Raw genomic sequence first — 26356 nt, forward strand, 5'->3', positions numbered from 1 at the left:
ATCAGCCCTGCAGCAGCTGCCCCGCGATGGCTGCTGCGGCGGTGCGCGTCTCCACCCCCAGCTTCTCGAAGATGTGCTCCAGGTGCTTGTTCACCGTGCGCGGGCTCATGCCCAGGATATCGGCGATGTCGCGGTTGGTCTTGCCCTTGGTCAGCCACGAGAGCACCTCGGTTTCGCGCGGGGTCAGCGCCACCTGTTGCAGGCGTCGCGGCGCCGCGGCCTCGGGCCGGGCGTGGCTGAGCAGCAGCATCGATTCGGCCAAGCCGCTGGCCCCCATGTGCCGGGCCAGCAGCTGCCGGCCGTCGGCCAATGCCAGGGTCTGTTCGCCATCGCGCTGTGCCCGCACCAGCCAGGCAGCGGCCAGTTCCGCGGGAGCCTCGGCATGGGCAAAGGCATCTTCCAGCCAGCGCGTGGCCTGGGGTGAGCGCCAGGCCATGCGGCCCTGGCCATCGAGCACCACTACACCCAGGCCGGCCACGTCCACTGCCTCGCGCGCCATGCGCGTGGCCTGGGCATTGCGCACGTGGGTCGCCAGGCGCGCCAGCACCTCGGGGATGCGCAGCGGCTTGACCACGTAGTCCACCCCGCCACTGTCAAAGCCCTGCAGGATCTGCGCCGTGTCCGACAGCCCGGTCATGAACACGATGGGCACGTGCGACCAGGGCGGCGTGGCCTTGAGCTGGCGGCACAGCGCAAAGCCGTCGATGCCGGGCATCACCGCGTCCAGCAGCACCCCGTCGGGCACCACCATGTCGAAGCGCTGCAGCGCCTCCTGCGCATCGCGCGCGGCCAGCACGGCGTAGCCCTCTGCGGCGAGCGCGTCGCAGAGCATGCGCAGGGTGTCCAGGGCGTCGTCCACCACCAGGATGACGCGCTGGCCGGGCTCCGAGGGGCTGGCCAGAGAGGGGTCAAAGGGACTGTTCATGGTCGGGTTCGCGAAGGTGGCGGGCCAGGGCCTCGAAGTCGAAACGGTCCGCGCAGGCCTGCAGCACCGCCAGGGCCGCAGCGTGCCCCGGCAGCGTTGTGCGCGCCTGGCGCAGCAGCTCGCGCACGGCGCCGGCCTGGCCCTGGCGTGCCAGGCGGGTCAGGTCGTCGCGCAGCTCCTGGGGCAGGCTGGCGGGGGAGGGTGGCGGTTTGCCGTCATTGCGGGCCGGGGCAGGCAAGGGCTGCGGCGTGTTGTCGTGCACCCATTCGAGCTGCAGCGCCGCCTGCAGCGCGCGCAGCAGCTCGGACTCGATCACCGGCTTGCCCACGAAGCCCTGCACCTGCATGGCCGCCAGGCGCCCGGGCTCGTGGTCGAACTGGTTGGCCGAGACAAAGACGATGGGCAGTTCGCTGGCTGGCAGCAATGTGCGCAGCAGCGCGGCGGTCTGCCAGCCGTCGAGGTCGTCCATGGAAATGTCCAGCAGCACCAGGTCGGGCGGGGTCTGGCGCACGATCTCCACGCACTCGCGCCCGCTGGCGGCCTCGCGCACGATGAAGCCCAGTGGCACCAGCAGGCCGGCCAGCAGCTGGCGCTGCAGTGGCTGGTCGTCCACCACCAGCAGCGTGCGGCGCGGGGCGATGTGGCCGATCACCGGGCGCAGGGCGACCATGTGGGCCGGGCGCCAGGCCGGGTCGGGCGAGATGCCGGGCAGGTACAGGCGCACGGTGAAGGTGCTGCCCTGGCCGGGCGTGCTGGCCACCGTGAGCTCGCCCCCCATGAGCTGCGTGAGCAGGTGTGTGATGGTCAGGCCCAGGCCGGTGCCGGCCTCGCTCGCGCGGCGTCCGGCGCTGCCGCGCTCGAACGGCAGAAAGATGCGTTCAAGGTCTTGCGGCTCGATGCCGATGCCGGTGTCGATCACTTCGATGCGCGAGACATGCGGGCGAAAATCCATGCGCAGCCGCACCTCGCCGCGCTCGGTGAAGCGCACCGCGTTGGACAGCAGGTTGATCAAAATCTGGCGCAGCCGCTTGGCGTCGGCCCGTATCCAGCCGGGCATGGTGCCCTCGGTCTGCACCACGAAGCGCAGGCCCCTGGCCTCGGCCTGCGGGCGCAGCATGCCCTCCACGTTCTGGATCAGCTCGGGCAGGGGCAGGGGCAGCAGGTCCAGGCGCAGGCGGCCGGCCTCGATGCGCGCCAGCTCCAGCGAGCCGTCGATCAGCGCATGCATGTGCTGCCCGCTGTGCTGGATGGTGGACAGGCTCTCGCGCAGCCAGCCCTCGGTCTGCGGGTTCTTGAGCAGGATCTGGGTGTAGCCGAGGATGCTGTTGAGCGGCGAACGCAGCTCGTGCGTCATGCCGGCCACGTAGCGCGTCTTGGCCAGGCTGGCCGATTCGGCCTGGTCCTTGGCGGCCTGCAGCTCGGCATCGGTGCGCTTGTGCGCCTCGATCTCCTGCAGCAAGAGCTGCGTCTGCCGCTCCGATTCGTCCTGCGCCATGCGCCGGCTGTCGGTACTCAGTACCACCCACCAGGCGCACACGGCGGCCAACAGCGCCAGCAGCGCGAACACCTTGAAGAAGGGCATGCGCAAGAACTGTGCGGGCGTCTCGATGCTCTCCTGCACATAGACCACGCCGAGCAGGAAGACCATCACCGCGCACAGCGAGACCATCACCATCAGGTACTGCCCCATGCGGAAGTTGACCTTGGCCGCCCAGTGGCGTGGCAGCAGCAGAGCGGCCACGGCGCGCAACTGGTCGGTGGCGCGCGAGCCGGTCTTGCAGCGGTCGTGGCAGCGCGATTCGAGCGAGCAGCACAGCGAGCAGATCGCCGCGCCGTAGGCCGGGCAGCGCGCCATGTCTTCGGACTCAAACTGGTTCTCGCACACCGTGCAGCGCACCGCTTCGCCGGGCTGCCAGGTGGTATCGGGCTGGCGCGCCAGGTAGTAGCGCCCCTTGGTGGCCCAGGCCAGCAGCGGCGCCAGCGCCATCGACAGCACCAGTGCGATGAAGGGCGAGAACGCCGCCGCCATCTCGCCCAGCATGCCGGCATAGGCGCAGCAGGCCACCGTGGCCGCCAGCACCATGGAGCCCAGGCCCACGGGGTTGAAGTCGTACAGGTGCGCGCGGCGGAACTCGATGCCCGGCGGTGACAGCCCGAGCGGCTTGTTGATCACCAGGTCGGCCACCAGCGCGCCCACCCAGGCGATGGCCACGTTGCTGTAGACCGCCAGCACCTTCTCGAGCGCGCCGAACACCCCGAGTGTCATCAGCAGCGTGGCGATGCCCACGTTGAACACCAGCCAGACCACACGCCCCGGGTGGCTGCGCGTGATGCGCGCAAAGAAGTTGGACCAGGCGAGCGAGCCCGCGTAGGCATTCGTCAGGTTGATCTTGATCTGCGAGACCACGACGAAGAGCACCGTGACCGCCACCGCCAGGCCCGGCAGGCCCAGCGCCGCCATGACCTGGTGGAAGCCCGCCAGGAACATCTGCGTGGGCTCGGCCGCGCGCGTGGTGCCCACCTCGAACTGCAGCGCCGCAAAAGCCAGGAAGGCGCCGCCCGCCATCTTGAGCATGCCCATCACGATCCAGCCCGGGCCCGCCACCAGCACCGCGCCCCACCAGCGCCAGCGGTTGGCGGCCGTGCGCTCGGGCAGGAAGCGCAGAAAGTCCACCTGCTCGCCGATCTGCACCACCAGCGAGAAGATCACCGTGCCCGCCACGCCGAACATCAGCAGGTTGAACTGGCTGCTGCCGCTCTTGAGGCCCGACAGCCCCGCGAAGTCGCGGTACAGCTGCGGTTGCGCCAGCGCGATCCAGACGAAGGGCAGCAGCAGCAAAAACAGCCACAGCGGCTGCGTCCAGGCCTGCAGCCGCGAGATCAGCGTGATGCCGCGCATGGCCAGGGGCAGGATGACCAGGGACGAGACCACGTAGCACCACTGCAGCGGCCAGTCCACCACCATCTGCAGCGCCAGCGCCATGATGGCTGCCTCCAGCGCGAAGAAGATGAAGGTGAACACCGCGTAGATCAGCGAGGTGATGGTCGAGCCCAGGTAGCCGAAGCCCGCGCCGCGCGTGAGCAGGTCCATGTCCAGGCCGTAGCGCGCTGCGTAGTAGGCAATCGGCAGCCCGGTGAGGAAGATCAGCACCCCCACCGCGAGGATGGCCCACATGGCGTTGGAAAAGCCGTAGTTCAGCGCGATGGCCCCGCCGATGGCCTCCAGCGCCAGGAAGGACAGCGAGCCGAACGCCGTGTTCGCCACGCGGAACTCGCTCCAGCGCCGAAAGCTCTTGGGGGTGTAGCGCAGTGCGTAGTCCTCCATGGTCTCGTCGGCCACCCAGGCGTTGTACTCGCGCCGGAAGCGAAAGATCGTCTGCTGGGCAGGTTGCGGTGCGCCGGACGGAGGGGTGGAGGGCATGCACGGGGCCCATGCAAGAAACGTTCTAGCAACGCTTGCCGCGAGGTGCGTACGCAGGGGCTACGTTAATTGACGTATGGGCGCGTACCAGGGTTGTCCCTAATCTTGGCACCAGCGCGGCACCCACGGCAACCCAGCCGGCCGGCGCCGCACACCACCCCAACCCGTCTGTAGCAAGGAGCGTTTTCACCATGAAGCACCTCACCGATCCGAATGCCCTGGGCCTTCCTCCCTCCACGGACGGCGGCCGCCGTCGCCTGCTGCAGGCCATGGGCGCCGCATCGATGGCGGGCCTGCCCGCCTGGTCCTTCGGCCAGACCACCGCCGCCGTCAACACCACCAAGCTGGCCGTGACGGACACCGAAGTCACCGTGGGCCAGCTGCATTCGGCCACCGGCACCATGGCCATCTCCGAGACCGGCTCCATCCAGGCCGAGCAGCTCGCCATCGACCAGATCAACGCCATGGGCGGCGTGCTGGGCCGCAAGATCAAGGTCATCAAGGAAGACGGCGCCTCCGACTGGCCCACCTTCGCCGAAAAATCCAAGAAGCTGCTCATCAACGACCACTGCGCCGCCGTGTTCGGCTGCTGGACCAGCGCCTCGCGCAAGGCCGTGCTGCCGGTGTTCGAAAAAGAGAACGGTCTCTTGTACTACCCCACCTTCTACGAAGGCCTGGAGCAGTCCAAGAACGTGATCTACACCGGCCAGGAAGCCACGCAGCAGATCCTGTACAGCCTGGAGTGGGCCAAGACCGAGAAGAAGGCCAAAACCTTCTTCCTGATCGGGTCGGACTACATCTGGCCGCGCACCTCGATGAAGATCGCGCGCAAGCACGTGGAGAACTTCCAGAAAGGCAAGATCGTGGGCGAGGAGTACTACCCGCTGGGCAGCACCAACTTCGGCTCGCTGATGAACAAGATCAAGGTGCAAAAGCCCGACTGCCTGTTCGTCGCCGTGGTGGGGGGCTCCAACGTGGCCTTCTACAAGGCGCTCAAGGCTGCCGGCATCACGGGTGACAAGCAACTGCTGGTCACGCTGTCGGTCACCGAGGACGAGATGACAGGCGTGGGCGGCGAGAACTTCGCGGGCTTCTTCTCGTCGATGAAGTACTTCCAGTCGCTGGACAACGAGAACAACAAGAAGTTCGTCGCCGCCTTCAAGGGCAAGTACGGCAAGGACGCCGTGATCGGCGACGTGACCCAGGCCGGCTACCTCGGCCCGTGGCTGTGGAAGGCCGCGGTCGAGAAGGCCAAGAGCTTCGACGTGGACAAGGTGGTGGCCGCCTCGCCGGGCATCGAGCTCAAGACCGCACCCGAGGGCTACGTCAAGCTCGACGCCAACCACCACCTGTGGAGCAAGTCGCGCATCGCCATGGGCATGCCGGACGCGAGCTTCAAGGTCGTTGCCGAATCGCCGGAATTGATCAAGCCCGATCCGTTCCCCAAGGGTTACCAGTAAATCCTCCCGCTGCAGCGTCCGGCCCACCAGGCCGGGCCGCCGCATGGCCGCCCCCTTGTTTGCCGTGAATGGAGTCTGGCACCCATGAACTTTTCAGAAATGCTCAACATCGGCCTCATGCAGGGCTTTGCGGGCCTGAGCCTGTTTGCCGTGCTGCTGCTCATGGGCCTGGGGCTGGCCATCATCTTCGGGCAGATGGGCGTGATCAACATGGCGCATGGCGAGTTCATGACCATCGGCGCCTACACCATCTACCTGGGCTCCACGCTCGCGTCGACGCATGCGCCGCAGCTGGTGGCCTACTATTTTCCGGTGGCCATCGTGGCGGCCTTCGGCTTTGCCTTTGCCGCGGGCTGGCTGGTGGAGTGGGGGCTGATCCGCCACCTGTACAAGCGCCCGCTCGATACGCTGCTGGCCACCTGGGGCATCAGCCTGGCGCTGCAGCAGTGCTTTCGCACCTTCATCGGCCCCAAGGAAGTGAGCCCCACCTTGCCCGACTGGCTGCTGGGCTCGTGGGCGCCCGTCGAGGGCCTGGACATCCCCATCAACGGCATGTTCGTGCTGGGCCTCACGGCGGTGGTCACCTGCGGTGTGCTGCTGGCGCTGCACCGAAGCTGCTGGGGCCTCAGGGTGCGTGCCACGGTGGCCAACCGCGTGATGGCCAACGCCACGGGCATCGATACGCAAAAGACCGACCGCCTGACGTTCGCCATCGGCTGCGGCATTGCCGGTGTGGCCGGGGCCGCCTTCACCACCATCGGCTCCACGGGGCCGACCTCGGGCTCGCTGTACATCGTGGATGCCTTCCTGGTCGTCACCTTCGGCGGTGCGGCCAGCCTGCTGGGCACGGTGGTCTCGGCCTTCGGCATCGCGCAGACCCAGTCCATCACCGAGTTCTTCCTGGCCGGCTCCATGGCCAAGGTGATCACGCTGTCGCTGATCGTGCTGATCCTGATGGTGCGGCCGCAGGGCCTGTTCGCCTCCAAGGTGCGCCGCTGAGCGTTTGTCGATTTCACCCTGAGTTCACCGGAGTCACTTCATGAATGCCCTCAAAGCCTGGATCCAGCGCTACCAGCTCGCCAGCCTGGTGCTGCTCACCGTGCTGCTGGCCGTGGTGCTGCCACTGGCGCTCGACATCTTTCGCCTGAACCTGGTCGGCAAGTACCTCACCTACGCCTTCGTGGCCATCGGCCTGGTCATGGTCTGGGGCTATGGCGGCGTGCTCAGCCTGGGGCAGGGCGTGTTCTTCGGCCTGGGCGGCTACGCCATGGCCATGTTCCTCAAGCTCGAAGCCTCCGACCCGGTCAGCACCAAGATCCAGTCCACCCCCGGCATCCCCGACTTCATGGACTGGAACCAGATCACCGAGCTGCCCGCGTTCTGGGTGCCGTTCAAGAGCCTGCCGTTCTCGCTGGCCGCGGTGATCGTGGTGCCCACGCTGCTGGCATGGATCGTGAGCTTCGCCATGTTCAAGCGCCGCGTGGGCGGGGTGTACTTCGCCATCATCACCCAGGCCGTGGCGCTGATCTGCACCGTGCTCATCATCGGCCAGCAGGGCTACACCGGCGGCGTCAACGGCATGACCGACCTCAAGACCCTGTGGGGCTGGGACACGCGCACCGACAGCGCCAAGTACATCCTGTACTACGTGTGCGTGGCGTTGCTGGTGCTGTCCATCGTGCTGTGCCGCTTCATCCAGACCAGCAAGCTCGGCACCCTGCTGCTGGCCATGCGCGACAAGGAAGACCGCGTGCGCTTTTCGGGCTACGACGTGGCCAACTTCAAGGTCTTCACCTTTTGCCTGGCCGCCGCGCTGTCGGGCATCGGCGGCGCGCTGTTCTCGCTGCAGGTGGGCTTCATGTCGCCGAGCTTCGTGGGCATCGTGCCCTCCATCGAGATGGTGATCTATGCCGCCGTGGGCGGGCGCATGAGCCTGGTGGGTGCGGTCTACGGCACCTTGCTGGTGAATGCGGGCAAGACCTATTTTTCCGAGAGCTTTCCCGACCTGTGGCTGTTCCTCATGGCGGCCCTGTTCATCGGCGTGACCATGGCCTTCCCCATGGGACTGGCCGGCCTGTGGGAGAGCCACATCGTGCCCTGGTGGAAGGGCCGGCGCGAAGCGCTGCGCCAGGCCGCCGTGCCACCCCCCGCCACCGCCCCGCGCGCGCCCACTGACGCCGAAGCCGCCAAGGCCCAGCATGCGCCCGGCCTGCCCGAAGGCACCAGCAGCCAGAGCGCCTGAGCGCACCCCGCACCCGGAGCACCCTTCATGAGCAACACCGACTTCGCCCTGGCCGTGGAAGACCTCACGGTCTCGTTCGACGGCTTCAAGGCCATCGACGCCCTCACGCTGTACGTCGACAAGAACGAGCTGCGCGTGATCATCGGCCCCAACGGCGCGGGCAAGACCACGCTGCTGGACCTGATCTGCGGCAAGACGCGCGCCACCGGTGGCAGCATCAAGTTCAAGAACGAGGAGCTCACGCGCATGGCCGAGCACAAGCGCGTGCGCTTAGGGATAGGCCGCAAGTTCCAGACCCCCTCGATCTACGAGAACCTCTCGGTGTTCCAGAACCTGGAGGTCTCCTACCCCTCGGGCCGCTCCGTGTTCGGCGCACTCGCCTTCCGTTGCACCCCCGCAGTGAAGGAGCGCGTGCAGGCCGTGGCCGACGATATCGGCCTGGGCGACAAGCTCGCCACCGAGGCCGGCCTGCTCTCGCACGGCCAAAAGCAGTGGCTGGAGATCGGCATGCTGCTGATGCAGGAGCCCGAGCTGCTGATGCTGGACGAGCCGATTGCCGGCATGAGCGCGCGCGAGCGCGAGCTCACGGCCGAGCTGCTGCAGCGCATCTGCAAGAACCGCGCGGTGATCGTGATCGAGCACGACATGGAGTTCGTCAAGCGCATCGCGCACAAGGTCACCGTCATGCACCAGGGAAAGATCCTGGCCGAAGGCTCGATGGACAAGGTCCAGAACGACCCCAAGGTGATCGACGTCTACCTCGGCCACTGACCGACCACCCCCCGCACAGGAGCACCCATATGTTGGAAGTCAAGGACCTGTTCGTGGCCTACGGCCAGAGCGAAGCACTGCACGGTATCTCGTTCTCGGGCCGGGCCAACGAGACCGTGGCCATCATGGGCCGCAATGGCATGGGCAAGACCACGCTGTTCAAGAGCCTCATGGGCGTGATGCCGGTCAAGAGCGGCAGCATCAGCGTGGCCGGCCAGGAGGTGACGCGTGACGAGAGCTTTCGCCGCGTGGCCAAGGGCATCGCCTACGTGCCCCAGGGCCGCATGATCTTTCCGACACTGACGGTGGAAGAAAACATCCAGACGGGCCTCGAAAACTCGAAGACGCGCGAGATCCCCGAGGAGATCTACGCCCTGTTCCCCGTGCTCTGGGACATGCGCCGGCGCAAGGGCGGCAACCTCTCGGGCGGGCAGCAGCAGCAACTGGCCATTGCGCGCGCGCTGGTCACCGACCCCAAGGTGCTGCTGCTCGACGAGCCGACCGAAGGCATCCAGCCTTCCATCATCAAGGACATCGCCCGCGCCCTCAACGAGATCCGCAAGCTGCGCCAGATCACCATCGTGGTCAGCGAGCAGGTGCTCTCGTTCGCCATGGACGTGGCCGACCGCCTGTTCGTCATCGAAGGCGGCCGCCTGGTACACGAGACCGCGCGTGCCGACACCGATCAGCAGCACATCAAGGCCTACCTTTCCGTCTGATCCTCTCTCCCGTCTCTTTTCGTTCCCCTTCCACAACCATCCAAGGAGCAACACGCCATGGCCGATACCCTGATCAAGGTGGACCTCAAGCAGTCCCCGTACGAGAACCCGCTGGTACACAACCGCTGGCATCCGGACATCCCCATGGCCGTTTGGGTGGAGCCCGGCGCGGAGTTCAAGCTCGAGACCTACGACTGGACCGGTGGCGCCATCAAGAACGACGACAGCGCCGACGACGTGCGCGATGTGGACCTGTCCACCGTGCACTTTCTCTCGGGCCCGGTGGGCGTCAAGGGCGCCGAACCGGGCGACCTGCTGGTGGTGGACCTGCTCGACATCGGCGCGCGCGACGACAGCCTGTGGGGTTTCAATGGCTTCTTCTCCAAGAAGAACGGCGGCGGCTTCCTCACCGAGCATTACCCGCTGGCGCAGAAGTCCATCTGGGACTTCCACGGCATGTTCACCAACAGCCGCCACATTCCGGGCGTGAACTTCGCGGGGCTGATCCACCCCGGTCTCATCGGCTGCCTGCCCGACCAGAAGATGCTCGACGCCTGGAACGCCCGCGAGGCCGAGCTGATCGCCACCGATCCCGATCGTGTGCCCGGCCTGGCCAACCCGCCCAACGGTGTGACGGCCCACATGGGCCAGCTGCAGGGCGAGGCCAGGGCCAAGGCCGCCGCCGAGGGCGCACGCACCGTGCCGCCGCGCGAGCATGGCGGCAACTGCGACATCAAGGACCTCTCGCGCGGCTCCAAGGTCTACTTCCCGGTCTACGTGGAAGGCGCGGGCCTGTCGGTGGGCGACCTGCACTTCAGCCAGGGCGACGGCGAAATCACCTTCTGCGGCGCCATCGAGATGGCCGGCTGGGTGCACATGAAGGTCAGCTTGATCAAGGGCGGCATGGCCAAGTACGGCATCAAGAACCCGATCTTCAAGCCCAGCCCCGTTACGCCCAACTACAAGGACTACCTGATCTTCGAGGGCATCTCGGTCGACGAATCGGGCAAGCAGCACTACCTCGATGTCACGGTGGCCTACCGCCAGGCCTGCCTGAACGCCATCGAGTACCTCAAGAAGTTCGGCTACAGCGGCGCGCAGGCCTATTCCATCCTGGGCACCGCTCCGGTGCAGGGCCACATCAGCGGCGTGGTGGACGTGCCCAACGCCTGCGCCACGCTGTGGCTGCCCACCGAGATCTTCGACTTCGACATCAACCCCACGGCCGCTGGCCCGGTGAAGATGCTCGACGGCAGCATCGACATGCCGATCTCGCAAGACAAGTAGCAAGGCAGGCCCCCATGCCCACCTACGACTACGCCTGCGCCGACTGCGGCAACTTCGATGCGCTGCGCAGCGTGGCCCTGCGCAACGAGCCCTGCGCCTGCCCCGCCTGCGGGGCGGCTGCGGCACGCGTGTTCGCCCATGCGCCGCACCTGGCCTGCGTGAGCCCCGAGCAGCGCCGCGCGCACGACACCAACGAGCGCGCCCAGCACACCCCGCGCTCGTCCTCGCGCGATGGTGATGCCGGCAGCTACGGCCGGCTGCGCCATCCCTCGGGGTGTGGTTGCTGCAGCGGCGGCGGCACTACCAAGCGCGGCGGGACGGTCACGGCACCGAATGGCGCCAAGACTTTTCCCACCAAAAGGCCCTGGATGATCAGCCATTGACGCTGGCCACCGAGTACCGATCCAAGGAGAACCCGCCATGATCCACGGCGATATTTCGAGCAGCAAGGACACCGTTGGCGTCGCGGTCGTCAACTACAAGATGCCGCGCCTGCACACCAAGGCCGACGTGCTGGACAACGCGCGCAAGATCGCCGACATGCTGGGGGGCATGAAGACCGGCCTGCCGGGCATGGACCTGGTGATCTTCCCCGAGTACAGCACCCACGGCATCATGTACGACCGCCAGGAGATGATGGAGACCGCCACCACCATTCCTGGCCCCGAGACGGAAATCTTCGCGGCTGCCTGCCGCAAGGCCAAGGTCTGGGGAGTGTTCTCGCTCACGGGGGAACGGCACGAGGAGCATCCGCACAAGATGCCCTACAACACGCTCATCCTGATGAACGACCAGGGCGAGATCGTGCAGAAGTACCGCAAGATCATGCCCTGGACGCCCATCGAGGGCTGGTACCCCGGCGACCAGACCTATGTGAGCGACGGGCCCAAGGGCCTGAAGATCAGCCTCATCATCTGCGACGATGGCAACTACCCCGAGATCTGGCGCGACTGCGCAATGAAGGGCGCCGAGCTCATCGTGCGCTGCCAGGGCTACATGTACCCGGCCAAGGAGCAGCAGATCCTCATCAGCAAGGCCATGGCCTTCGCCAACAACACCTACGTGGCGGTGGCCAATGCGGCGGGGTTCGATGGCGTGTACAGCTACTTCGGCCATTCGGCACTGATCGGCTTCGACGGCCGCACCCTGGGCGAGTGCGGCGAAGAGGAGTACGGCGTGCAGTATGCGGCCCTGTCCACCAGCCTGATCCGCGACTTCCGCAGGAACGGCCAGTCCGAGAACCATTTGTTCAAGCTGCTGCACCGCGGCTACACCGGCCTCCTCAACTCCGGCGAGGGGGACAAAGGCGTGGCCGCCTGCCCCTACGGCTTTTACCAGCGCTGGGTGACCGACCCCGAGAGCACGCGCGCCGCGGTGGAGGCGCTGACGCGCGACACGGTGGGCACAGCCGAATGCCCCATCGATGGCATTCCGCACGCATAGGCCCGGGTCAGGGTCGCTCTGTGCCATCCCCCATCGGGAACGCCTGGAAAGCGCGCGTGAAGTCGCAGCAGGACTGGGCCAGCATGGTGATGGACGACACCAGCGCACTGCGGTGCTCGCCCTTGTACAGCGCCACGTAGGGCACGGGCGGCAGGGGTGGGTCCACTTCCAGCACGGCCAGCAGGCCGGCGCCGATCAGCGGGTCCAGGCAGTGGCGCGGCAGGTAGCTCACGCCCAGCCCCGAGATGGTCAGGCCGATCAGCGCGATCAGGTTGCTCACCACGATGGCGTCCGAGGGCTCGGCGCCCAGTTCCTTCATCCATGCGTCGTAGCGCCGGCCGGTGCCTGACGACTGCCCCTGCACCAGCAGCCGCTGGTGCGCGAGCTGGTGCAGGCGCACCGGGCCGGCGGGCAGCAGGCCGGGCTGGCACATCCAGGCGCTCTCCACCTGGCCCACGGCCTTGGCGGGCAGGCGCGCATCGGCAAACGCATCGGGCACGATGACCAGGTCCAGGTCATCGGCCAGCAGCTTGTCGCGCAGCGGCAGGCTGCCGTCCACGTCTGGCTCCAGCGTCACCTTGGGGTAGTGCTGCTGCACCAGCGCCACCAGCCGGGGCAGCCAGGTCATGGCCGTGAGTTCGGTCACGCCGATGCGCAGGCGCCGCTCGATCACCCCCGGCTTGCTGAACTGCTCCACCGCCGCATCGCGCTGGCGCAGCAGCTGGCGTGCCAGCACGAACATCTCTTCGCCCTTTTCAGTGAGCCGTGCGGTGCGCTGGCTGCGGTCGAACAGCGGGGTGTCGAACAGCTGCTCCAGCTCATGCACCCGTTTGGACACGGCCGACTGCGAGGTGTGCAGCTTGTGTGCCGCCTGGGCAAAGCCGCCCAGTTGGGCGATCCAGTACAGGGCTTCGAGCTGCTTGAAGGTCATCATGGGAGTGCGTGGCTTTCAAATCACTTTTATTCATGCAATTCGAGCACAAAAAATCGCTTTTTTTAAAGTAAGAGCAATTCCAGAATCCGTTCCAGCCCGCCACCGAATGCACTGACCGAGAGATTTCCGGTGGCGACCCTGGTCCCGTCGACCGCCCCGCTTTTCTGGAAAGACCGCCATGCACCTCTTCAAGATGTCTGCTCTCGCTGCATTGGGCGCCACCGTGCTGGTATCCGCTGCGATGGCGCAGGAGATCGACACCCTGCGCAAGATCAAGGAGAGCGGCACCATCCACATTGGCAACCGCGACAGCTCCGTCCCCTTCTCGTACAAGCCTGCGGGCAGCGGTGACCCCGTCGGCTTTTCCAACGACATCTGCCTGAAGATCGTCGACGCCGTCAAGGCCAAACTCGGCCTGCCTGCGCTGCGCGTGCAGTACACCCTGCTCAATTCGCTGAACCGCATTCCACTGATACAGAACGGCACCGTGGACCTGGACTGCGCCACCACCACCAATTCGGTGACACGCCAGCAACAGGTCGCATTTGCGCCCAGCCACTTCGTCACCAACATCACTGTGGCGGTCAAGAAGAAGTCGGGCATCACCTCGCTGGCAGACCTGGCGGGCAAGAGCGTGGCGACCGTGGCCGGCAGACCTCGATCCAGTTGCTGCGCAGCTTCCGCCGCACAGAAAACCTGGAGGTGCAGGAGATTTCGGGCAAGGACACTGCCGACGCCTTCCTGCTGCTGGCCAGTGACCGGGCCGTGGCCTACGTGCTCGACGACGTGCAGCTCGCAGGGCTGATTGCCGTGTCACCCAACCCTGGTGACTACGTGATCTTGAAGGACGTGGTGCTGCGCCAGGAGCCCTACGGCATCATGCTGCGCAAGAACGATGCGCCCTTTCAGGCGCTGGTGGACCAGACTGTCACGCAGCTCATGAAGTCCGGCGAGATGGAGCGCCTGTATGCGCGCTGGTTCACCCAGCCCATCCCGCCGAGCAATATCAACATCAACTTTCCGATGACCGATGCGGTGCGCGAGGCCTACCGCAACCCCAACAACAAGGGGGTGTGATGGCTGCATCCTCTCTGACCGGGCATCCCGACGGCCTGCTGTTCCCCGAGGACCTGATGCGGGCGGTGCGCGAGCGTTTCCTGCAGGTGGAGCATGACCACCGCGGGAGTGAGCGCCTGTACTTCGACAATGCGGGCGGCTCGCTGCGCCTGAAGGCCGCCGTGGAGCGCATGGGCCAGGTCGATGCCGTGCCCGACAACACCGAGCGCATCCACGAGGTGGCGCGCGAGCTGCAGGGCGTGCAGGCCACAGGTGCGGGTGACCTGCGCACATTGCTCAACGCGCAGGGAGGCAGCGTCTATGCGGCCCTGACCGCATCAGGCGCCATGTTCGACATGGTGCGCGCCGTGGCCGAGAACGTGCCCGGCACCAATATGGTTACCACGGTGCTTGAGCACCCCTCGTCCTTCGACGCCATGGAGCACTACGCGCGCCAGACCGGGCGCGAGCTGCGCGTGGCGCCGAGCAACCCAGCCACCGGCGGTGTCGACGTGGATGCCATCGTGCGCCTGGTGGATGGGGGCACCTGCCTGCTCAACGTGATCTATGCGTCCAACATATCGGGCGCCAAGCTCGACATGGTGCAGATCGTGGAGCGCGCCCGCGCCGTGAAGCCCGACCTGTACATCATCGTGGACGCCGTGCAGCATGCGCCCCACGGCCTGATCGACCTGCAGGCCACGCCGGTGGATGGCATCAACATCGCGCCCTACAAGTTCTTTGGCTGCCGCGGCTCGGGCCTCGCCTGGCTGTCGGACCGCGCGGCCGCATTGCCCCACCACAAGCTGGCCGGCAAGGCGCCCGATTTCTGGGACCTGGGCAGCGCTGCGCCATGGCAGTTCGCGGTGCTCACCGAAATCATGGACTACGTGTGCTGGCTGGGCGATGCCTCGGGTGTTGCCGCGCCCGGTGCCGCAGGCCGCCGCGAGCGCTTTGCTGTGGGCATGGAGCGCATCCTGCTGCACGAGCGCGCACTGCTGGCGCGCCTGCTCGACGGCAGTGCCGAGGTGCCCGGGCTGCGCGCCATGGAGGGCGTGCAGGTCTACCTGGACCATGGCGACCTGGCGCGGCGCGATTTGATCATCGCCATCGGCCTTTCGGGGATCGACTGCACCCAGGCGGTGCACGAGTACGGCCTGCGCGGCGTCACGGTGTACGAGCGCAGCGCGGCCAGCATCTACTCGCGGCGCATGCTCGAATCGTTCGGGCTGCAGGGCGCCGTGCGGGTCTCGCCGCTGCACTGCCACTCGCCCGCGGATGTCGACCGGTTCCTGCACACCACGCAGGACATCGTGCGCGATGTCGCTGCGCGTTCGCTCGCGATTGCGTAGGCCGGGACAGCCATGGCCATAATGCGGCCCACATGGTGGCGCCTGCATCCCTTCTCCCTTCGTTTTTACCCCTGGCCTGCGCGGCCCTGACCGCCCTGGCCCTGCTGGCTGGCTGTGCGGCCCCGGCGCCCACCCCGCGCGGCGAGGTGCGGGGTGCGCCCACCAGCACGGGCGAGCTGGCCCAGTCCGATGTGAACCGCATGGCCACCCTGGCCATGCGCGACAACCTGGCCAGCCTGACCCTGCTGATGGACAAGCTCTACCGCCGCAACCCGGCCGAGTGGCGCAAGGCCGGCGCGGCCAGCCGTGAGCAGGCCATGGAGCAGGTGCGCGCCGCCATCGCGCAGCGCCAGCCCTGGGCGCCGCTGCAGGGCCGGCGCGACATCGCCGCCCTGGCGTTTGCACTGGCGCCCGAGTTCACGGGCGACCGGGTGGCCGCGTTCATCGTCGCCTCGGCCGACATGCTGGTCACCGCCCATGGCGGCAAGAGCGAGTTCTTTTTGCTCGACTCGCTCGACGCCCAGCACCTGTACAACGCCGCCCGCAACGTCGAATCGGCCGTGTGGCTGCTGTCCCAGCGGCGCAATGCCGCGGGCCAGCCGCTGCTGTGGGCCGACGAGATCGGTCCCCAGGGGCGCAACCTGAGCTTCGAGCGCGAATTCGGCAAGGTCATCGCCCGCCTGGACCTGGTGGCGCTGGTGGTGACCGAAAAATACCGCCGCGCGGCCATCAGCTATGTGCAGGGGATTGTGGGGGGCACTTTCCTGCAATTCCTCCCTGTGCGCTGAGCAGGTAAAATCATGCCTCCCCCGAGGAGCGTTGCAGCGGACCGCCCAGGCACACAGATGCCGGCTGTTCGTCAGGCTCGGGGCCGACCACCCCGCAACGACGCTCACCTACGTTACTGAACCGATTGCGCAGGTGAGTCTGATGTCCGCCCTTCCCATGCCCCCCCTGAAGCTGTCCGGCCTGGAGCCCGTCTCCATTGGCGAGGGCACGCTGTTCGTCAACATCGGCGAGCGCACCAACGTCACCGGCTCCAAGGCCTTCGCCCGCATGATCCTGAACGGGCAGTACGAGGAGGCCCTGGCCGTGGCCCGCCAGCAGGTGGAGAACGGCGCCCAGGTCATCGACATCAACATGGACGAGGCCATGCTCGACAGCAAGGCGGCCATGGTGCGCTTTCTGCAGTTGATCGCCTCCGAGCCCGACATCGCGCGCGTTCCCATCATGGTCGACAGCTCCAAATGGGAGGTGATCGAGGCCGGCCTGCGCTGCGTGCAGGGCAAGGGCATCGTCAACTCCATCTCCATGAAGGAGGGCGTCGACAAATTCAAGCACGAGGCGCGCCTGGTGCGCCGCTACGGCGCTGCCGCCGTGGTCATGGCCTTCGACGAGCAGGGCCAGGCCGACACCTACGAGCGCAAGATCGAGATCTGCGAGCGCGCCTACCGCGTGCTGGTCGACGAGGTGGGCTTCCCGCCCGAGGACATCATCTTCGACCCCAACATCTTCGCGGTGGCCACCGGCATCGAAGAGCACAACAACTACGCGGTCGACTTCATCGAGGCCGTGCGCTGGATCAAGCAGAACCTGCCCGGCGCCAAGGTCTCGGGCGGTGTCTCCAACGTGAGCTTCAGCTTTCGCGGCAACGACCCGGTGCGCGAGGCCATCCACACCGTGTTCCTGTACCACGCCATCAAGGCCGGCATGGACATGGGCATCGTCAACGCCGGCATGGTCGGCGTCTACGACGACCTGGAGCCTACGCTGCGCGAGCGCGTGGAGGACGTGGTGCTCAACCGCCGCCCCGATGCCGGCGAGCGCCTGGTCGAGGTGGCCGAGACCGCCAAGAGCGGTGCCAAGGACGAGAGCAAGCGCCTCGAATGGCGCGGCACGCCCGAGGCCCCCAAGACCGTGGGCGAGCGCCTGTCGCACGCGCTGGTGCATGGCATCACCGATTTCATCGTCGAAGACACCGAAGAGGCCTACCAGATCGTGCTGGCCAGGGGCGGGCGCCCGCTGCACGTGATCGAAGGCCCGCTGATGGACGGCATGAACGTCGTGGGCGACCTGTTCGGCGCGGGCAAGATGTTCCTGCCCCAGGTGGTGAAAAGCGCGCGCGTGATGAAGTCCGCCGTGGCCCACCTGATCCCTTACATCGAGGAGGAAAAGCGCCTGGACGAGCTGGCCGGGCGCGACGTGCGCAGCAAGGGCAAGATCATCATCGCCACCGTCAAGGGCGATGTGCATGACATCGGCAAGAACATCGTCACCGTCGTGCTCCAGTGCAACAACTTCGAGGTGGTGAACATGGGCGTGATGGTGCCCTGCCACGAGATCCTGGCGCGCGCCAAGGTCGAGGGTGCCGACATCGTCGGCCTGTCGGGCCTGATCACCCCCAGCCTCGAAGAAATGCAGTACGTGGCCGGCGAAATGCAGAAGGACGAGCACTTCCGCATCAAGAAGATCCCGCTGCTCATCGGCGGTGCCACCACCAGCCGCGTGCACACCGCCGTGAAGATCGCGCCGCACTACGAAGGCCCCGTGGTCTACGTGCCCGATGCCTCGCGCAGCGTGAGCGTGGCCCAGAGCCTGCTGGGCGACGGCGTGGACCACTACGTGCAGGAGCTCAACGCCGACTACGACAAGGTACGCACCCAGCACGCCAACAAGAAGCAGACCCCGCTGTGGTCGCTGGCCAAGGTCCGCGCCAACAAGACCCCGGTGGACTGGGCTGCGTTCAAGCCCACCGTGCCGCGCGCGCTGGGCCGGCGCGTGTTCAAGAACTTCGACCTGGCCGAGCTGGCGCGCTACATCGACTGGGGCCCGTTCTTCCAGACCTGGGACCTGGCCGGCCCGTACCCCGCCATCCTGACCGACGAAGTCGTTGGTGTGGAGGCCACGCGCGTGTTCGCTGATGCGCAGGCCATGCTGAAAAAGATCATCGAGGGCCGCTGGCTCACCGCCAGCGGTGTGATGGGCCTGTACCCGGCCAACAGCGTGAACGACGACGACATCGAGTTCTACACCGACGAGACGCGGACCGAGGTCGCCATGACTTGGTACGGCATGCGCCAGCAGACCGAAAAGCACGTCATCGACGGCGTGACCCGCCCGAGCCGCTGCCTGGCCGACTTCGTTGCGCCCAAATCCAGCGGCATCGCCGACTATGCGGGCATGTTCGCCGTGACGGCGGGCCTGGGCATCGAGAAGAAGGAAAAGGCCTTCATCGACGCGCTCGACGACTATTCCGCGATCATGTTCAAGAGCCTGGCTGACCGCCTGGCCGAGGCCTTTGCCGAGTGCCTGCACCACCGCGTGCGCACCGACCTGTGGGGCTATGCGGCAGGCGAGCAACTGACCAACGACGAGATGATCGGCGAGAAATACGCCGGCATCCGCCCCGCGCCCGGCTATCCTGCCTGCCCCGACCACAGCGCCAAGAGCGAGTTGTTCCGCGTGCTGCAGTGCGAGGAGGTGGGCATGACCCTGACCGAGAGCCTGGCCATGATGCCGGCCGCCAGCGTGAGCGGCTTCTACCTGGGCCACCCCGAGAGCACGTACTTCAGCGTCGGCAGGATCGGCGATGACCAGCTGCACGACATGGCGCAACGCCGCGGTATGGACGAGGCCGTGCTGGCGCGGCTGCTGGCGCCCAACCTGTAAAAGGCAGCCCCTCCAAGGGGCCGCCGGCGGGGCGTCAGGCGATGATGGTTCCGCTCACTTCGCCCAGGCCGATGCGCACGGCGCCTTCGCGCTCGCACCAGCCCTTGAGGGTCAGCGTGTCCCCGTCTTCCAGGAAGCTGCGCTTCTCGCCATTGGGCAGGGTCACGGGCTGCTTGCCGCCGCCGGTCAGCTCCAGCAGCGAGCCAGCTTCGCTGGCCTCGGGGCCCGAAAGCGTGCCTGACCCCATCAAATCGCCGGGCTGCAGGTTGCAGCCGTTCACCGTGTGGTGCGCCACCAGTTGCGCGGGCGTCCAGTACGCGGCGCGCTGGGTGTTGGTCAGGGCCAGGCGCACAGCGGGCTCGCCGGCTTCCCGCATGCGCGCGGTCTGCAGCAGCACCTCCAGCGCGATGGTGAAGGCGCCTTGGGCGCGGTTGCCGGGCGAGTCGAGGTAGGGCAGGGGCTGCGGGTCAGCCGCGTCGCGCTCGAACGGGGCGCGAAACGGCGCCAGCGCCTCCATGGTCACCAGCCAGGGCGAAAGCGTGCTGGCGAAGTTCTTCGACAGGAAGGGGCCGAGCGGCTGGTATTCCCAGCCCTGGATGTCGCGCGCGCTCCAGTCGTTGAACAGGGCCACGCCGAACAGGTGCTGCTCCGCCTGGCCGATGGCGATGGGCTCGCCCTGCGCATTGCCCTGGCCGATGAACCAGCCCAGCTCCAGCTCGTAGTCCAGCCGCTTGCAGGGGCCGAGCACCGGTGCGGCGGCCTCGGGTGCCTTGGTCTGGCCCTGGGGGCGCTTGACGCGCTGGCCGCTGATGCCGATGGACGAGGCGCGGCCGTGGTAGCCGATGGGCACCCACTTGTAGTTGGGCAGCAGCGGGTTGTCCGGGCGGAACTGCTTGCCCACCGTGGTGGCGTGGTGCACGCTGGTGTAGAAGTCGGTGTAGTCGCCGATCTGGCAGGGAACAGCCATTTCGGCATCGGCCTGGGGCGACAGCGCCTGGGACCAGGCAGCCTGCTGGCCGCTGCCTTCGCGCAGGCCCTCGGACAGCTGCTGGCGCAGGGCCTGGCGCGCGGCTGGCGTGGCAGCCATCAGCGCGTTCATGTCGTTGGAGGCGGTAAGGCCCACGGCCTGCAGGTCCAGGATCTGGTCGCCGATGGCCACGCCGATGCGCAGCGCGTCGCCGCTGCCCGCCTTGCGGTAGCGGCCGAAAGGCAGGTTCTGGATGGGGAAATCGCAGCCCGCCGTGTTGGCGGATGCGACCCAACTGCGCAGATGGGTGCCGTGGGTGGCATCAAGGGTAGTGGTCATGGTCACGGTGCTAAGAAAAAGGGGGTATGAGATCAGTCGGCGCTCATCTGCGCACTGTGGGCGACCTTGCCCAGGCGCTCGTATTCGCGCTTGGTCAGGGCGTCGAAGTCGGCCACGCTGGCGCTGCGCGGGGTGAAGCCGGCGGCCAGAAGCTTGTCCTTGACCGCAGGGTCCGCCAGCGCATCGGCCAGGGCCTTGTTCAGGCGCTGGGCCACGGACGCAGGCAGGCCGGCGGGGCCGTAGACGCCGAACCAGGGCTCGACCGCATAGTCGGGCAGGCCGGCTTCGGCCAGTGTCGGCACGTCGGGCAGGGCCGGGGAGCGCTGAGCGCCCGCCACGGCCAGTGCGCGCAGCTTGCCGGCCTGGATGTGGGGCAGCGAGGCGGGCAGGTTGTCGAAGGCGATGGGTACCTGGCCGCCGATCAGGTCGGTGATCAGCGGCGCGCTGCCCTTGTAGGGCACGTGCACCAGGTCGGTCTTGCTGGTCTGGGCGAACAGCACGCCGGCCAGGTGCATGGAGGTGCCGGCACCGGCCGTCGCATAGGGCAGGCCGGGGTTCTTGCGCAGGTGGGCCAGCAGCTCGGCCACGTTTTTCACGGGCAGGGCGGGGCCGGCCTCGAGCACGATGGTGGAGTTGCCCAGCAGGCCCACCGCCGTGAAGTCCTTGCGCGGGTCGAAGGGCATCTTCTTGTAGATGTGTGGGTTCAGCGCATTCGTGGAGATGGCGCCCATGCCCACGGTGTAGCCGTCGGGCGCGGCCTTGGCCACGGCGTCCATGCCGATGTTGCCGCCCGCGCCCGCGCGGTTGTCGATGATGACCGGCTGGCCCAGGGTCTGCGCCATGTGGGCACCCACGGTGCGCGCCACCAGGTCGGTGGTGCCGCCGGGGGCATAGGGCACGACGAAGCGGATGGGCTTGGCCGGGAAGGCTGCCTCCTGAGCGGCCAGGGGGCCGGCGGCCAGACCGAGCACGGTGGCGGCGGCGGCGGTACACAGCAGGGTGCGGCGGGTGGTGTGGGTGCGGTCGAAAGCGGTCATGTTCGGGTGTCTCCGAGGATGGTTATAGGAATGCCGCCATTCTTGGCCGGCCTGCGGTTTCCTACAATCGTTCTTTCCACTGCATGGACAAGCATGACCACCCTGGTGCTCGACCGCGTGCTGCGCATCCTCGACCAGCTCTCGCGCTACGACGCGCGCGGGCTGTCGCTGTCCGACATCGCGCGCCAGTCCGGCATACCGCACCCCACCGTACACCGGCTGTTGCAGGACATGATGGCGGCCCGCCTGGTGGCTGCACTGCCCGAGGGCAAGGGCTACGTGCTGGGCCGCCGCCCGTTCGAGCATGGCCTGGCCGCGCGCGGGCGGCACGACGTGGCGCCGCTGTTCACCGCCAACCTGCAGCGCCTGGCCGATGCCACGGGCTATGCGGCCTACCTGTTCGTGCTCAGCGGGCACGAGGCCGTCTGCTACGCCCATACCAACGTGCAGCGGCTGGACCCGCCCCTGAGCGTGACCGTGGGCGGGCGCCGCCCGCTGGGCGTGGGCGCGGCCGGGCTGGCACTGATGGCGGCGCAGGACGCAGAATTCATCGACGCGGCCATGCAAGCCAATGCCCCCACCTTGGGCCGCTACGGCGGGCTGGACGAGCCGGCCCTGCGCCAGTTGCTCGCGCAGACCCAGACCCTGGGCTATGCGCGCAGCGGCGGCTGCCTGAACACCAACACCGCCGCCGTGGGCCATGCGGTGGTGGATGTGGGCGGGCGCGCGTTCGCGGCCATCAGCCTGTCAACCACCGTGGCGCGGCTCACCCAGCGCGAGGCGGCGCGGTTGGCCGCGCTGCTGCGCACCGAGATCGCGGACATCCAGCCGCGGGTTCATTTCCACTGGAGCGACTCGGCGCCGTTGCGCTGAGCGTCGTCAGCAGCGGATCGGGGCTAATGTGGCGCCTGATCGGCACCCGTATCGGCGCTCGCAGCCATTTCGAGCTGCATCATGATCATGTTGACCAGCATGTGCACCGTGGGGCGGCCGGTCTCGATCACGTAGTGCGCCGTCTCGCGGTACAGGCCATCGCGCTGTCCGTACAGGGCGCGCAGCTTGTCCATGGGGTTGCCGCCCTGCAGCAAGGGGCGGGTGCGGTCGTGCTTGACGCGCTTGTAGATCTCTTCGGGCGAGGCGCGCAGGTAGAGCACCGGGCCCATGGCGCGCAGCACCTCGCGGTTCTCGCGGCGCAGCACGGCGCCGCCGCCGGTCGAGAGCACCATGCCGCCGGGTTGGGCAGCGGCCTTGGCCAGCTCCTGGGCCTCCAGGTCGCGAAAGCGCGCCTCGCCATGTTCCTCGAAGAACTGGCGGATGCTGGTGCCCAGCGTTTCCTCGAGCCGGTGGTCCAGGTCGATGAACGGCACGCCCGTGCGGTGCGCCAGCTGCCTGCCGACGGTGGATTTGCCCGAGCCGGGCATGCCGACCAGTGCGCAGCGAATCTGCATATGTTTCTTGTGTCTTTCCGGCCTTGCCCCTGGGACGGGAGTTTACCGGCTGCCGTCACAGCGCCGCGTAGACCAGCGCCGGGTACAGCTCGCACAGGTAGCGCAACTGGCCGGGCGCCTGGGTGAGCAAGATGGCCACCAGGTCCTCGGCCGGGTCCACCAGGAAGAAGGTGCCGCCCATGCCGCTCCAGCCGTACTGACCCACCGAGGCGGCGTGGGGCGCCAGGCCGGCGCTGCGGCGCACGGCCACCCCCAGGCCGAAGCCATAGCCCTCGGGCAGGATGTCCCCGGCAGCCGGAATGCCCGCGCCCAGATGGTCGGCCGCCATGAAGGCCACGGTGGCGCGGCTGGCCAGGCGCACGCCGTCCAGCGTGCCGCCGGCCAGCAGCAGGCGCGCAAAGCGCGCGTAGTCGCCGGCCGTGGACACCAGCCCGCCGCCGCCCGATTCGAACGTGGCTGGGCGCGATACGTCGTTGAGCACCACCTCGGCGCCGGTCTGCGGGTCGCGCGCGAAGGGCTCGGCCAGACGGTGCAGTTGCTCCGCCGGCACGTGAAAGCCGGTGTCGCGCATCTGCAGCGGGCCAAACACCCGGCGCTGCAGGATGGCGCCCAGGGGCTCGCCCTCCACCACCTCCAGCAGGGCGCCCAGCACGTCGGTGGCGCGGCTGTACTCCCAGCAGCTGCCGGGCTGGTGCAGCAGGGGCAGGGGCCCGATGGCCTTGGCCAGCGCCGCATTGCCATCGCGGCGCGAGCCAATGCGCGCGCTCTGGTAAGCCTGGGCCACCGGGCCGGTGTCCCAGGCATAGGTCAGGCCCGCCGTGTGGCGCAGCAGGTCATGCACCGTGGCCTCGCGCCGCACGGCGACAGTGCCGCCCGTGGCGGGGTCGAACACGCCCTGGCCGGCAAACGAGGGCAGGTAGCGCACTACGGGGTGGGACAGGGGCAGGCGGCCCTCTTCCATGAGCATCAGCGTGACCAGCGACACCACGGGCTTGGTCATGGAGTAGATGCGAAAGATCGAATCCGCAGCCATGGCCGGCGCGCCCGCGCCCGGCGCCTGGGCGCCCAGGGGCTCGTGCAGCACGGTCTGGCCGCGGTGGTGCACCAGCGCCACCGCGCCAGGCAGGATGCCGCGGTCAATGTGGTCCTGCAGGACGGTTCGCAGTCGGGTCAGGCTGGGGGCGTGCATGGGCGGGGCTCCGGGACAAGATGGTGCCAGCCTGCCACAAGTAGCAGGAACGCCCAGCCGCCTGTGGGACAGCACCTACAGGCAATTCCGTGCCCGGCCGGTGCAAAGCCGCCGGGCCGCAGCCTATGCTGCGTGCATGACTGTCACCGACCGAATCCAGCGCGCCACCGAGCGCCTCAAACCCCTGGTGCAGCCTGTGCTGCCGCTGTGGCGCGCAGTGCAGATGTGGCTCGACGCCGATGGCCTGCGCATGAGCGCCGCCATGTCCTTCTACGGCATGCTCAGCCTGGCCCCCTTGCTGCTCCTGTTGGTGGGCGTGCTCGGCTGGTGGCTGGACCGCAGCTACCTGGAAAGCAGCCTGCTGCTGCAGGTGCAGTCGGTGATGGGCGAGCGCGTGGCCGACGTGGTGCGCCAGGCCCTGGCCAGCGCGCAGGAGCCTTCCGAGGGTCGGCTTGCGTCGCTGATCGGCTTTGTCGTGCTGCTCTCGGGTGCCACCGGGGTGTTCGTGGAGCTGCAGTCGACGCTGGCGCGCCTGTGGCAGGGGACCGAGCCTGAGCCGGCACGCGCCGCCTGGTGGCACATGGCTTCGCTGCGGCTGCGCGGGCTGGCCTATGTGCTGGCCATCGGCTTCCTGCTGATGGTCTCGCTCACCCTGTCCACCCTCATCAACCTGTTTGCCAGCTGGGCCGGTGCACGGCTCTCGATGGCGCCGCTCGGGCCTATCCTGCTGGTGGTCAACGAGGTCGTGGCCTTCGGCTTTGCCGTGGCACTGTTCGTGGGGCTGATGCGCATTGGCAGTGGGCGCAAACCGCCCCTGCGCTGCCTGGTGGCCGGTGCGGTGGTGGGGGCCACGCTGTTCACCATCGGCAAGCAGCTGCTGGCGTGGTACCTGTCGACCGCTGCCGTGGTCTCTGCGTACGGCGCTGCCGGCTCGCTGGTGGTGCTGCTGATGTGGATCTATTTCTCGTCGGCCGTGCTGCTGTTCGCGGCCAGCTGTGCCCGGGCCCTGGACGAGGCGGGCCTGCAGGTGCGCAGGCGCCGCGCCACGGCGGTCCCCGTGCCGCAGGCCGATGCGGGCGTGGCGCCCGTGCCTTGAATGGACGAGCGGGGCTGGTGTCACTTTGCGCTGTAAGCAACAGCAACTGTCTGCCGCAGGGCTCTGCACTTTGAGGGGTGCTCGCAGCACTTCTTACCGACCCTTACAAAGCAGACAAAGCCCCGCACCATTGCCTGTATACCGTGCATCCATGGGCCGCGTTGTGCACTGAGCGCCGGCCCCCCGGCACACGAACCAACCAATGAATGAATGGCGCGCATGCGCGCGGAAGGAAGCACCATGAACAACCCTATCACCCTGCAGCCGTCCGATGTGCGCACAGTGCCTTCCACCCCCTCGCCCATGAAGTGGATGTGGGTCGCCATCGCCTCCCTGGGAGCATGTGTGGTGGCCCTGGGTACCACGCTGGTGGTGCAGCACCGTCCTGCTGAAGTTGCGGCCGCCTCAACGGCGGCTAGCCCGACCGTGGTGGCCCAATCACTGCAGGGCGTTCCCGCCCAGCCGCTGGGTCCGGTGCAACCCCAGGCCGGTGCCCCGGCCCAGCGTGCGCCTGCGCCCATGCCCGAGCCATTCCAGCCCCAGCGTGCGAACCTGGCCGGCGGCACGACTCCGATGGTGCAACGCGCGCCGGTGTGCAGCAGCTGCGGCCGGGTCGAATCGGTGCAGGCCATCCAGCAGGCCGAGCCTGCCACCGGTGTGGGTGCGGTCGCGGGTGGCGTGCTCGGCGCGGTGGTGGGCAACCAGATCGGCAAGGGCAATGGCCGCACGGCCGCCACCGTGCTGGGCGCGGTAGGCGGTGGCTACGTAGGCCACCAGGTGGAGCAGCGCTCGCGCACCCGCACGGTGTACCAGGTGGCGATCCGCATGGACGATGGTTCGCTGCGCCGCTTCACGCGCGCGCAGCCCCCGGCCGTGGGCACGCCTGTCGCGCTGCAGGGCAAGGGCTACCGCATCGACCACGAGCGCGACAGCCGCCCGAATGGCGGCGCCTACACCAATGCCCCTGCAGGCGCGGTGCGCGTGGCCAACGGCTATTGAGC

At 67.7% G+C, this 26356-nt stretch carries 21 protein-coding genes, 1 pseudogene and 1 riboswitch; of the genes and pseudogenes, 15 read left to right on the forward strand and 7 right to left on the reverse strand.

Annotated features, from left to right (window positions below; all coding sequences use genetic code 11):
- Position 1: 1 nt before the first annotated feature.
- Together ACSQ3Y_RS02725 and ACSQ3Y_RS02730 are read right to left on the reverse strand one after the other, a co-directional pair.
- The gene (locus ACSQ3Y_RS02725) at positions 2 to 925 is read right to left on the reverse strand and encodes a response regulator (RefSeq protein WP_436176358.1); all 924 of its coding nucleotides are present in this window, start codon (positions 923 to 925) and stop codon (positions 2 to 4) included.
- A complete protein-coding gene (locus ACSQ3Y_RS02730; protein WP_428002854.1) occupies positions 909 to 4346 on the reverse strand; it encodes a hybrid sensor histidine kinase/response regulator in 3438 nt (1145 codons plus the stop codon). The genes ACSQ3Y_RS02725 and ACSQ3Y_RS02730 overlap by 17 nt, the downstream gene beginning before the upstream one ends.
- A gap of 191 nt (positions 4347 to 4537) precedes the next feature.
- Between ACSQ3Y_RS02730 and urtA the strand changes: the two genes are divergently transcribed.
- From urtA to ACSQ3Y_RS02770, 8 genes are all read left to right on the forward strand, one after another.
- On the forward strand, positions 4538 to 5806 hold the full coding sequence (urtA, locus tag ACSQ3Y_RS02735) for an urea ABC transporter substrate-binding protein (RefSeq protein WP_007860429.1): 1269 nt from the start codon (positions 4538 to 4540) through the stop codon (positions 5804 to 5806).
- Between the two features lie 84 nt (positions 5807 to 5890).
- Positions 5891 to 6805, forward strand: coding sequence for an urea ABC transporter permease subunit UrtB (urtB, locus tag ACSQ3Y_RS02740; RefSeq protein WP_436176359.1), 915 nt, complete (start codon positions 5891 to 5893; stop codon positions 6803 to 6805).
- A 40-nt stretch (positions 6806 to 6845) separates the two neighbouring features.
- On the forward strand, positions 6846 to 8048 hold the full coding sequence (gene urtC, locus ACSQ3Y_RS02745; protein WP_428002852.1) for an urea ABC transporter permease subunit UrtC: 1203 nt from the start codon (positions 6846 to 6848) through the stop codon (positions 8046 to 8048).
- A 27-nt stretch (positions 8049 to 8075) separates the two neighbouring features.
- Positions 8076 to 8819, forward strand: a complete 744-nt coding sequence (gene urtD, locus ACSQ3Y_RS02750; RefSeq protein WP_057200280.1) for an urea ABC transporter ATP-binding protein UrtD — start codon at positions 8076 to 8078, stop codon at positions 8817 to 8819.
- Between the two features lie 29 nt (positions 8820 to 8848).
- Complete coding sequence (urtE, locus tag ACSQ3Y_RS02755; RefSeq protein WP_057266746.1) at positions 8849 to 9538, forward strand: urea ABC transporter ATP-binding subunit UrtE; 690 nt, start codon at positions 8849 to 8851, stop codon at positions 9536 to 9538.
- Between the two features lie 57 nt (positions 9539 to 9595).
- The gene (gene fmdA, locus ACSQ3Y_RS02760; protein WP_436176360.1) at positions 9596 to 10825 is read left to right on the forward strand and encodes a formamidase; all 1230 of its coding nucleotides are present in this window, start codon (positions 9596 to 9598) and stop codon (positions 10823 to 10825) included.
- 14 nt (positions 10826 to 10839) lie between these two features.
- The gene (locus ACSQ3Y_RS02765; protein ID WP_436176361.1) at positions 10840 to 11208 is read left to right on the forward strand and encodes an FmdB family zinc ribbon protein; all 369 of its coding nucleotides are present in this window, start codon (positions 10840 to 10842) and stop codon (positions 11206 to 11208) included.
- Positions 11209 to 11245: 37 nt separating this feature from the next.
- Positions 11246 to 12268 carry an aliphatic amidase gene (locus ACSQ3Y_RS02770; RefSeq protein WP_436176362.1) on the forward strand — a complete coding sequence of 341 codons (1023 nt, stop codon included), beginning with the start codon at positions 11246 to 11248 and terminating at the stop codon, positions 12266 to 12268.
- A gap of 7 nt (positions 12269 to 12275) precedes the next feature.
- Here ACSQ3Y_RS02770 and ACSQ3Y_RS02775 read toward each other — a convergent pair whose 3' ends face one another.
- A complete protein-coding gene (locus ACSQ3Y_RS02775) occupies positions 12276 to 13199 on the reverse strand; it encodes a LysR family transcriptional regulator (protein ID WP_436180074.1) in 924 nt (307 codons plus the stop codon).
- Positions 13200 to 13380: 181 nt separating this feature from the next.
- Between ACSQ3Y_RS02775 and ACSQ3Y_RS02780 the strand changes: the two are divergent.
- The 4 genes and pseudogenes from ACSQ3Y_RS02780 (at position 13381) to metH (ending at position 19279) form a co-directional block, all read left to right on the forward strand.
- Positions 13381 to 14279: pseudogene (locus ACSQ3Y_RS02780) on the forward strand (amino acid ABC transporter substrate-binding protein).
- Positions 14279 to 15610: an aminotransferase class V-fold PLP-dependent enzyme gene (locus ACSQ3Y_RS02785; protein ID WP_436176363.1), complete on the forward strand. Its 1332-nt coding sequence runs from the start codon at positions 14279 to 14281 to the stop codon at positions 15608 to 15610. The pseudogene ACSQ3Y_RS02780 and the gene ACSQ3Y_RS02785 overlap by 1 nt, the downstream one beginning before the upstream one ends.
- Before the next feature lie 32 nt (positions 15611 to 15642).
- Entirely contained in the window at positions 15643 to 16398 is a 756-nt protein-coding gene (locus tag ACSQ3Y_RS02790; RefSeq protein ID WP_436176364.1) for a hypothetical protein, read from the forward strand.
- Positions 16399 to 16415: 17 nt separating this feature from the next.
- Positions 16416 to 16511, forward strand: a riboswitch (S-adenosyl-L-homocysteine riboswitch).
- 29 nt (positions 16512 to 16540) lie between these two features.
- Positions 16541 to 19279, forward strand: coding sequence for a methionine synthase (gene metH, locus ACSQ3Y_RS02795; RefSeq protein ID WP_436176365.1), 2739 nt, complete (start codon positions 16541 to 16543; stop codon positions 19277 to 19279).
- A gap of 34 nt (positions 19280 to 19313) precedes the next feature.
- Here metH and fahA read toward each other — a convergent pair whose 3' ends face one another.
- Both fahA and ACSQ3Y_RS02805 read right to left on the reverse strand, forming a co-directional pair.
- The gene (fahA, locus tag ACSQ3Y_RS02800) at positions 19314 to 20585 is read right to left on the reverse strand and encodes a fumarylacetoacetase (protein WP_436176366.1); all 1272 of its coding nucleotides are present in this window, start codon (positions 20583 to 20585) and stop codon (positions 19314 to 19316) included.
- A gap of 32 nt (positions 20586 to 20617) precedes the next feature.
- Positions 20618 to 21622, reverse strand: a complete 1005-nt coding sequence (locus tag ACSQ3Y_RS02805; RefSeq protein ID WP_436176367.1) for a Bug family tripartite tricarboxylate transporter substrate binding protein — start codon at positions 21620 to 21622, stop codon at positions 20618 to 20620.
- A 93-nt stretch (positions 21623 to 21715) separates the two neighbouring features.
- On the opposite strand from ACSQ3Y_RS02805, the gene ACSQ3Y_RS02810 reads away from it, so the two are divergent.
- Positions 21716 to 22495 carry an IclR family transcriptional regulator gene (locus ACSQ3Y_RS02810; RefSeq protein WP_305744071.1) on the forward strand — a complete coding sequence of 260 codons (780 nt, stop codon included), beginning with the start codon at positions 21716 to 21718 and terminating at the stop codon, positions 22493 to 22495.
- Positions 22496 to 22518: 23 nt separating this feature from the next.
- On the opposite strand, the gene ACSQ3Y_RS02815 is transcribed toward ACSQ3Y_RS02810, so the two are convergent.
- A complete protein-coding gene (locus tag ACSQ3Y_RS02815; protein WP_436176368.1) occupies positions 22519 to 23070 on the reverse strand; it encodes a shikimate kinase in 552 nt (183 codons plus the stop codon).
- A gap of 55 nt (positions 23071 to 23125) precedes the next feature.
- Positions 23126 to 24259, reverse strand: a complete 1134-nt coding sequence (locus ACSQ3Y_RS02820; protein WP_436176369.1) for a serine hydrolase domain-containing protein — start codon at positions 24257 to 24259, stop codon at positions 23126 to 23128.
- A 136-nt stretch (positions 24260 to 24395) separates the two neighbouring features.
- Here ACSQ3Y_RS02820 and ACSQ3Y_RS02825 point away from each other — a divergent pair, with 136 nt between their 5' ends.
- Entirely contained in the window at positions 24396 to 25355 is a 960-nt protein-coding gene (locus tag ACSQ3Y_RS02825; protein WP_436176370.1) for a YihY/virulence factor BrkB family protein, read from the forward strand.
- 240 nt (positions 25356 to 25595) lie between these two features.
- The gene (locus ACSQ3Y_RS02830) at positions 25596 to 26354 is read left to right on the forward strand and encodes a glycine zipper 2TM domain-containing protein (RefSeq protein WP_436176371.1); all 759 of its coding nucleotides are present in this window, start codon (positions 25596 to 25598) and stop codon (positions 26352 to 26354) included.
- Positions 26355 to 26356 lie beyond the last annotated feature (2 nt).

This window comes from Acidovorax sp. LjRoot66 (genome assembly GCF_964253305.1).
In the GTDB taxonomy this organism is placed as follows: Bacteria; Pseudomonadota; Gammaproteobacteria; order Burkholderiales; family Burkholderiaceae_C; genus Acidovorax.

What these genes read in the sequence shown, in the direction of transcription:
- ACSQ3Y_RS02770 (WP_436176362.1), top strand. Translation starts at nt 11,246, where the DNA reads ATGATCCACGGCGATATTTCGAGCAGCAAGGACACCGTTGGCGTCGCG.
- fahA (WP_436176366.1), bottom strand. Translation starts at nt 20,585, where the DNA reads ATGACCACTACCCTTGATGCCACCCACGGCACCCATCTGCGCAGTTGG.
- urtE (WP_057266746.1), top strand. Translation starts at nt 8,849, where the DNA reads ATGTTGGAAGTCAAGGACCTGTTCGTGGCCTACGGCCAGAGCGAAGCA.
- ACSQ3Y_RS02830 (WP_436176371.1), top strand. Translation starts at nt 25,596, where the DNA reads ATGAACAACCCTATCACCCTGCAGCCGTCCGATGTGCGCACAGTGCCT.
- ACSQ3Y_RS02815 (WP_436176368.1), bottom strand. Translation starts at nt 23,070, where the DNA reads ATGCAGATTCGCTGCGCACTGGTCGGCATGCCCGGCTCGGGCAAATCC.
- ACSQ3Y_RS02810 (WP_305744071.1), top strand. Translation starts at nt 21,716, where the DNA reads ATGACCACCCTGGTGCTCGACCGCGTGCTGCGCATCCTCGACCAGCTC.
- ACSQ3Y_RS02790 (WP_436176364.1), top strand. Translation starts at nt 15,643, where the DNA reads ATGGTGGCGCCTGCATCCCTTCTCCCTTCGTTTTTACCCCTGGCCTGC.
- urtC (WP_428002852.1), top strand. Translation starts at nt 6,846, where the DNA reads ATGAATGCCCTCAAAGCCTGGATCCAGCGCTACCAGCTCGCCAGCCTG.
- ACSQ3Y_RS02730 (WP_428002854.1), bottom strand. Translation starts at nt 4,346, where the DNA reads ATGCCCTCCACCCCTCCGTCCGGCGCACCGCAACCTGCCCAGCAGACG.
- ACSQ3Y_RS02820 (WP_436176369.1), bottom strand. Translation starts at nt 24,259, where the DNA reads ATGCACGCCCCCAGCCTGACCCGACTGCGAACCGTCCTGCAGGACCAC.
- ACSQ3Y_RS02805 (WP_436176367.1), bottom strand. Translation starts at nt 21,622, where the DNA reads ATGACCGCTTTCGACCGCACCCACACCACCCGCCGCACCCTGCTGTGT.
- ACSQ3Y_RS02725 (WP_436176358.1), bottom strand. Translation starts at nt 925, where the DNA reads ATGAACAGTCCCTTTGACCCCTCTCTGGCCAGCCCCTCGGAGCCCGGC.
- fmdA (WP_436176360.1), top strand. Translation starts at nt 9,596, where the DNA reads ATGGCCGATACCCTGATCAAGGTGGACCTCAAGCAGTCCCCGTACGAG.
- ACSQ3Y_RS02785 (WP_436176363.1), top strand. Translation starts at nt 14,279, where the DNA reads ATGGCTGCATCCTCTCTGACCGGGCATCCCGACGGCCTGCTGTTCCCC.
- urtB (WP_436176359.1), top strand. Translation starts at nt 5,891, where the DNA reads ATGAACTTTTCAGAAATGCTCAACATCGGCCTCATGCAGGGCTTTGCG.
- urtD (WP_057200280.1), top strand. Translation starts at nt 8,076, where the DNA reads ATGAGCAACACCGACTTCGCCCTGGCCGTGGAAGACCTCACGGTCTCG.
- metH (WP_436176365.1), top strand. Translation starts at nt 16,541, where the DNA reads ATGTCCGCCCTTCCCATGCCCCCCCTGAAGCTGTCCGGCCTGGAGCCC.
- urtA (WP_007860429.1), top strand. Translation starts at nt 4,538, where the DNA reads ATGAAGCACCTCACCGATCCGAATGCCCTGGGCCTTCCTCCCTCCACG.
- ACSQ3Y_RS02825 (WP_436176370.1), top strand. Translation starts at nt 24,396, where the DNA reads ATGACTGTCACCGACCGAATCCAGCGCGCCACCGAGCGCCTCAAACCC.
- ACSQ3Y_RS02775 (WP_436180074.1), bottom strand. Translation starts at nt 13,199, where the DNA reads ATGACCTTCAAGCAGCTCGAAGCCCTGTACTGGATCGCCCAACTGGGC.
- ACSQ3Y_RS02765 (WP_436176361.1), top strand. Translation starts at nt 10,840, where the DNA reads ATGCCCACCTACGACTACGCCTGCGCCGACTGCGGCAACTTCGATGCG.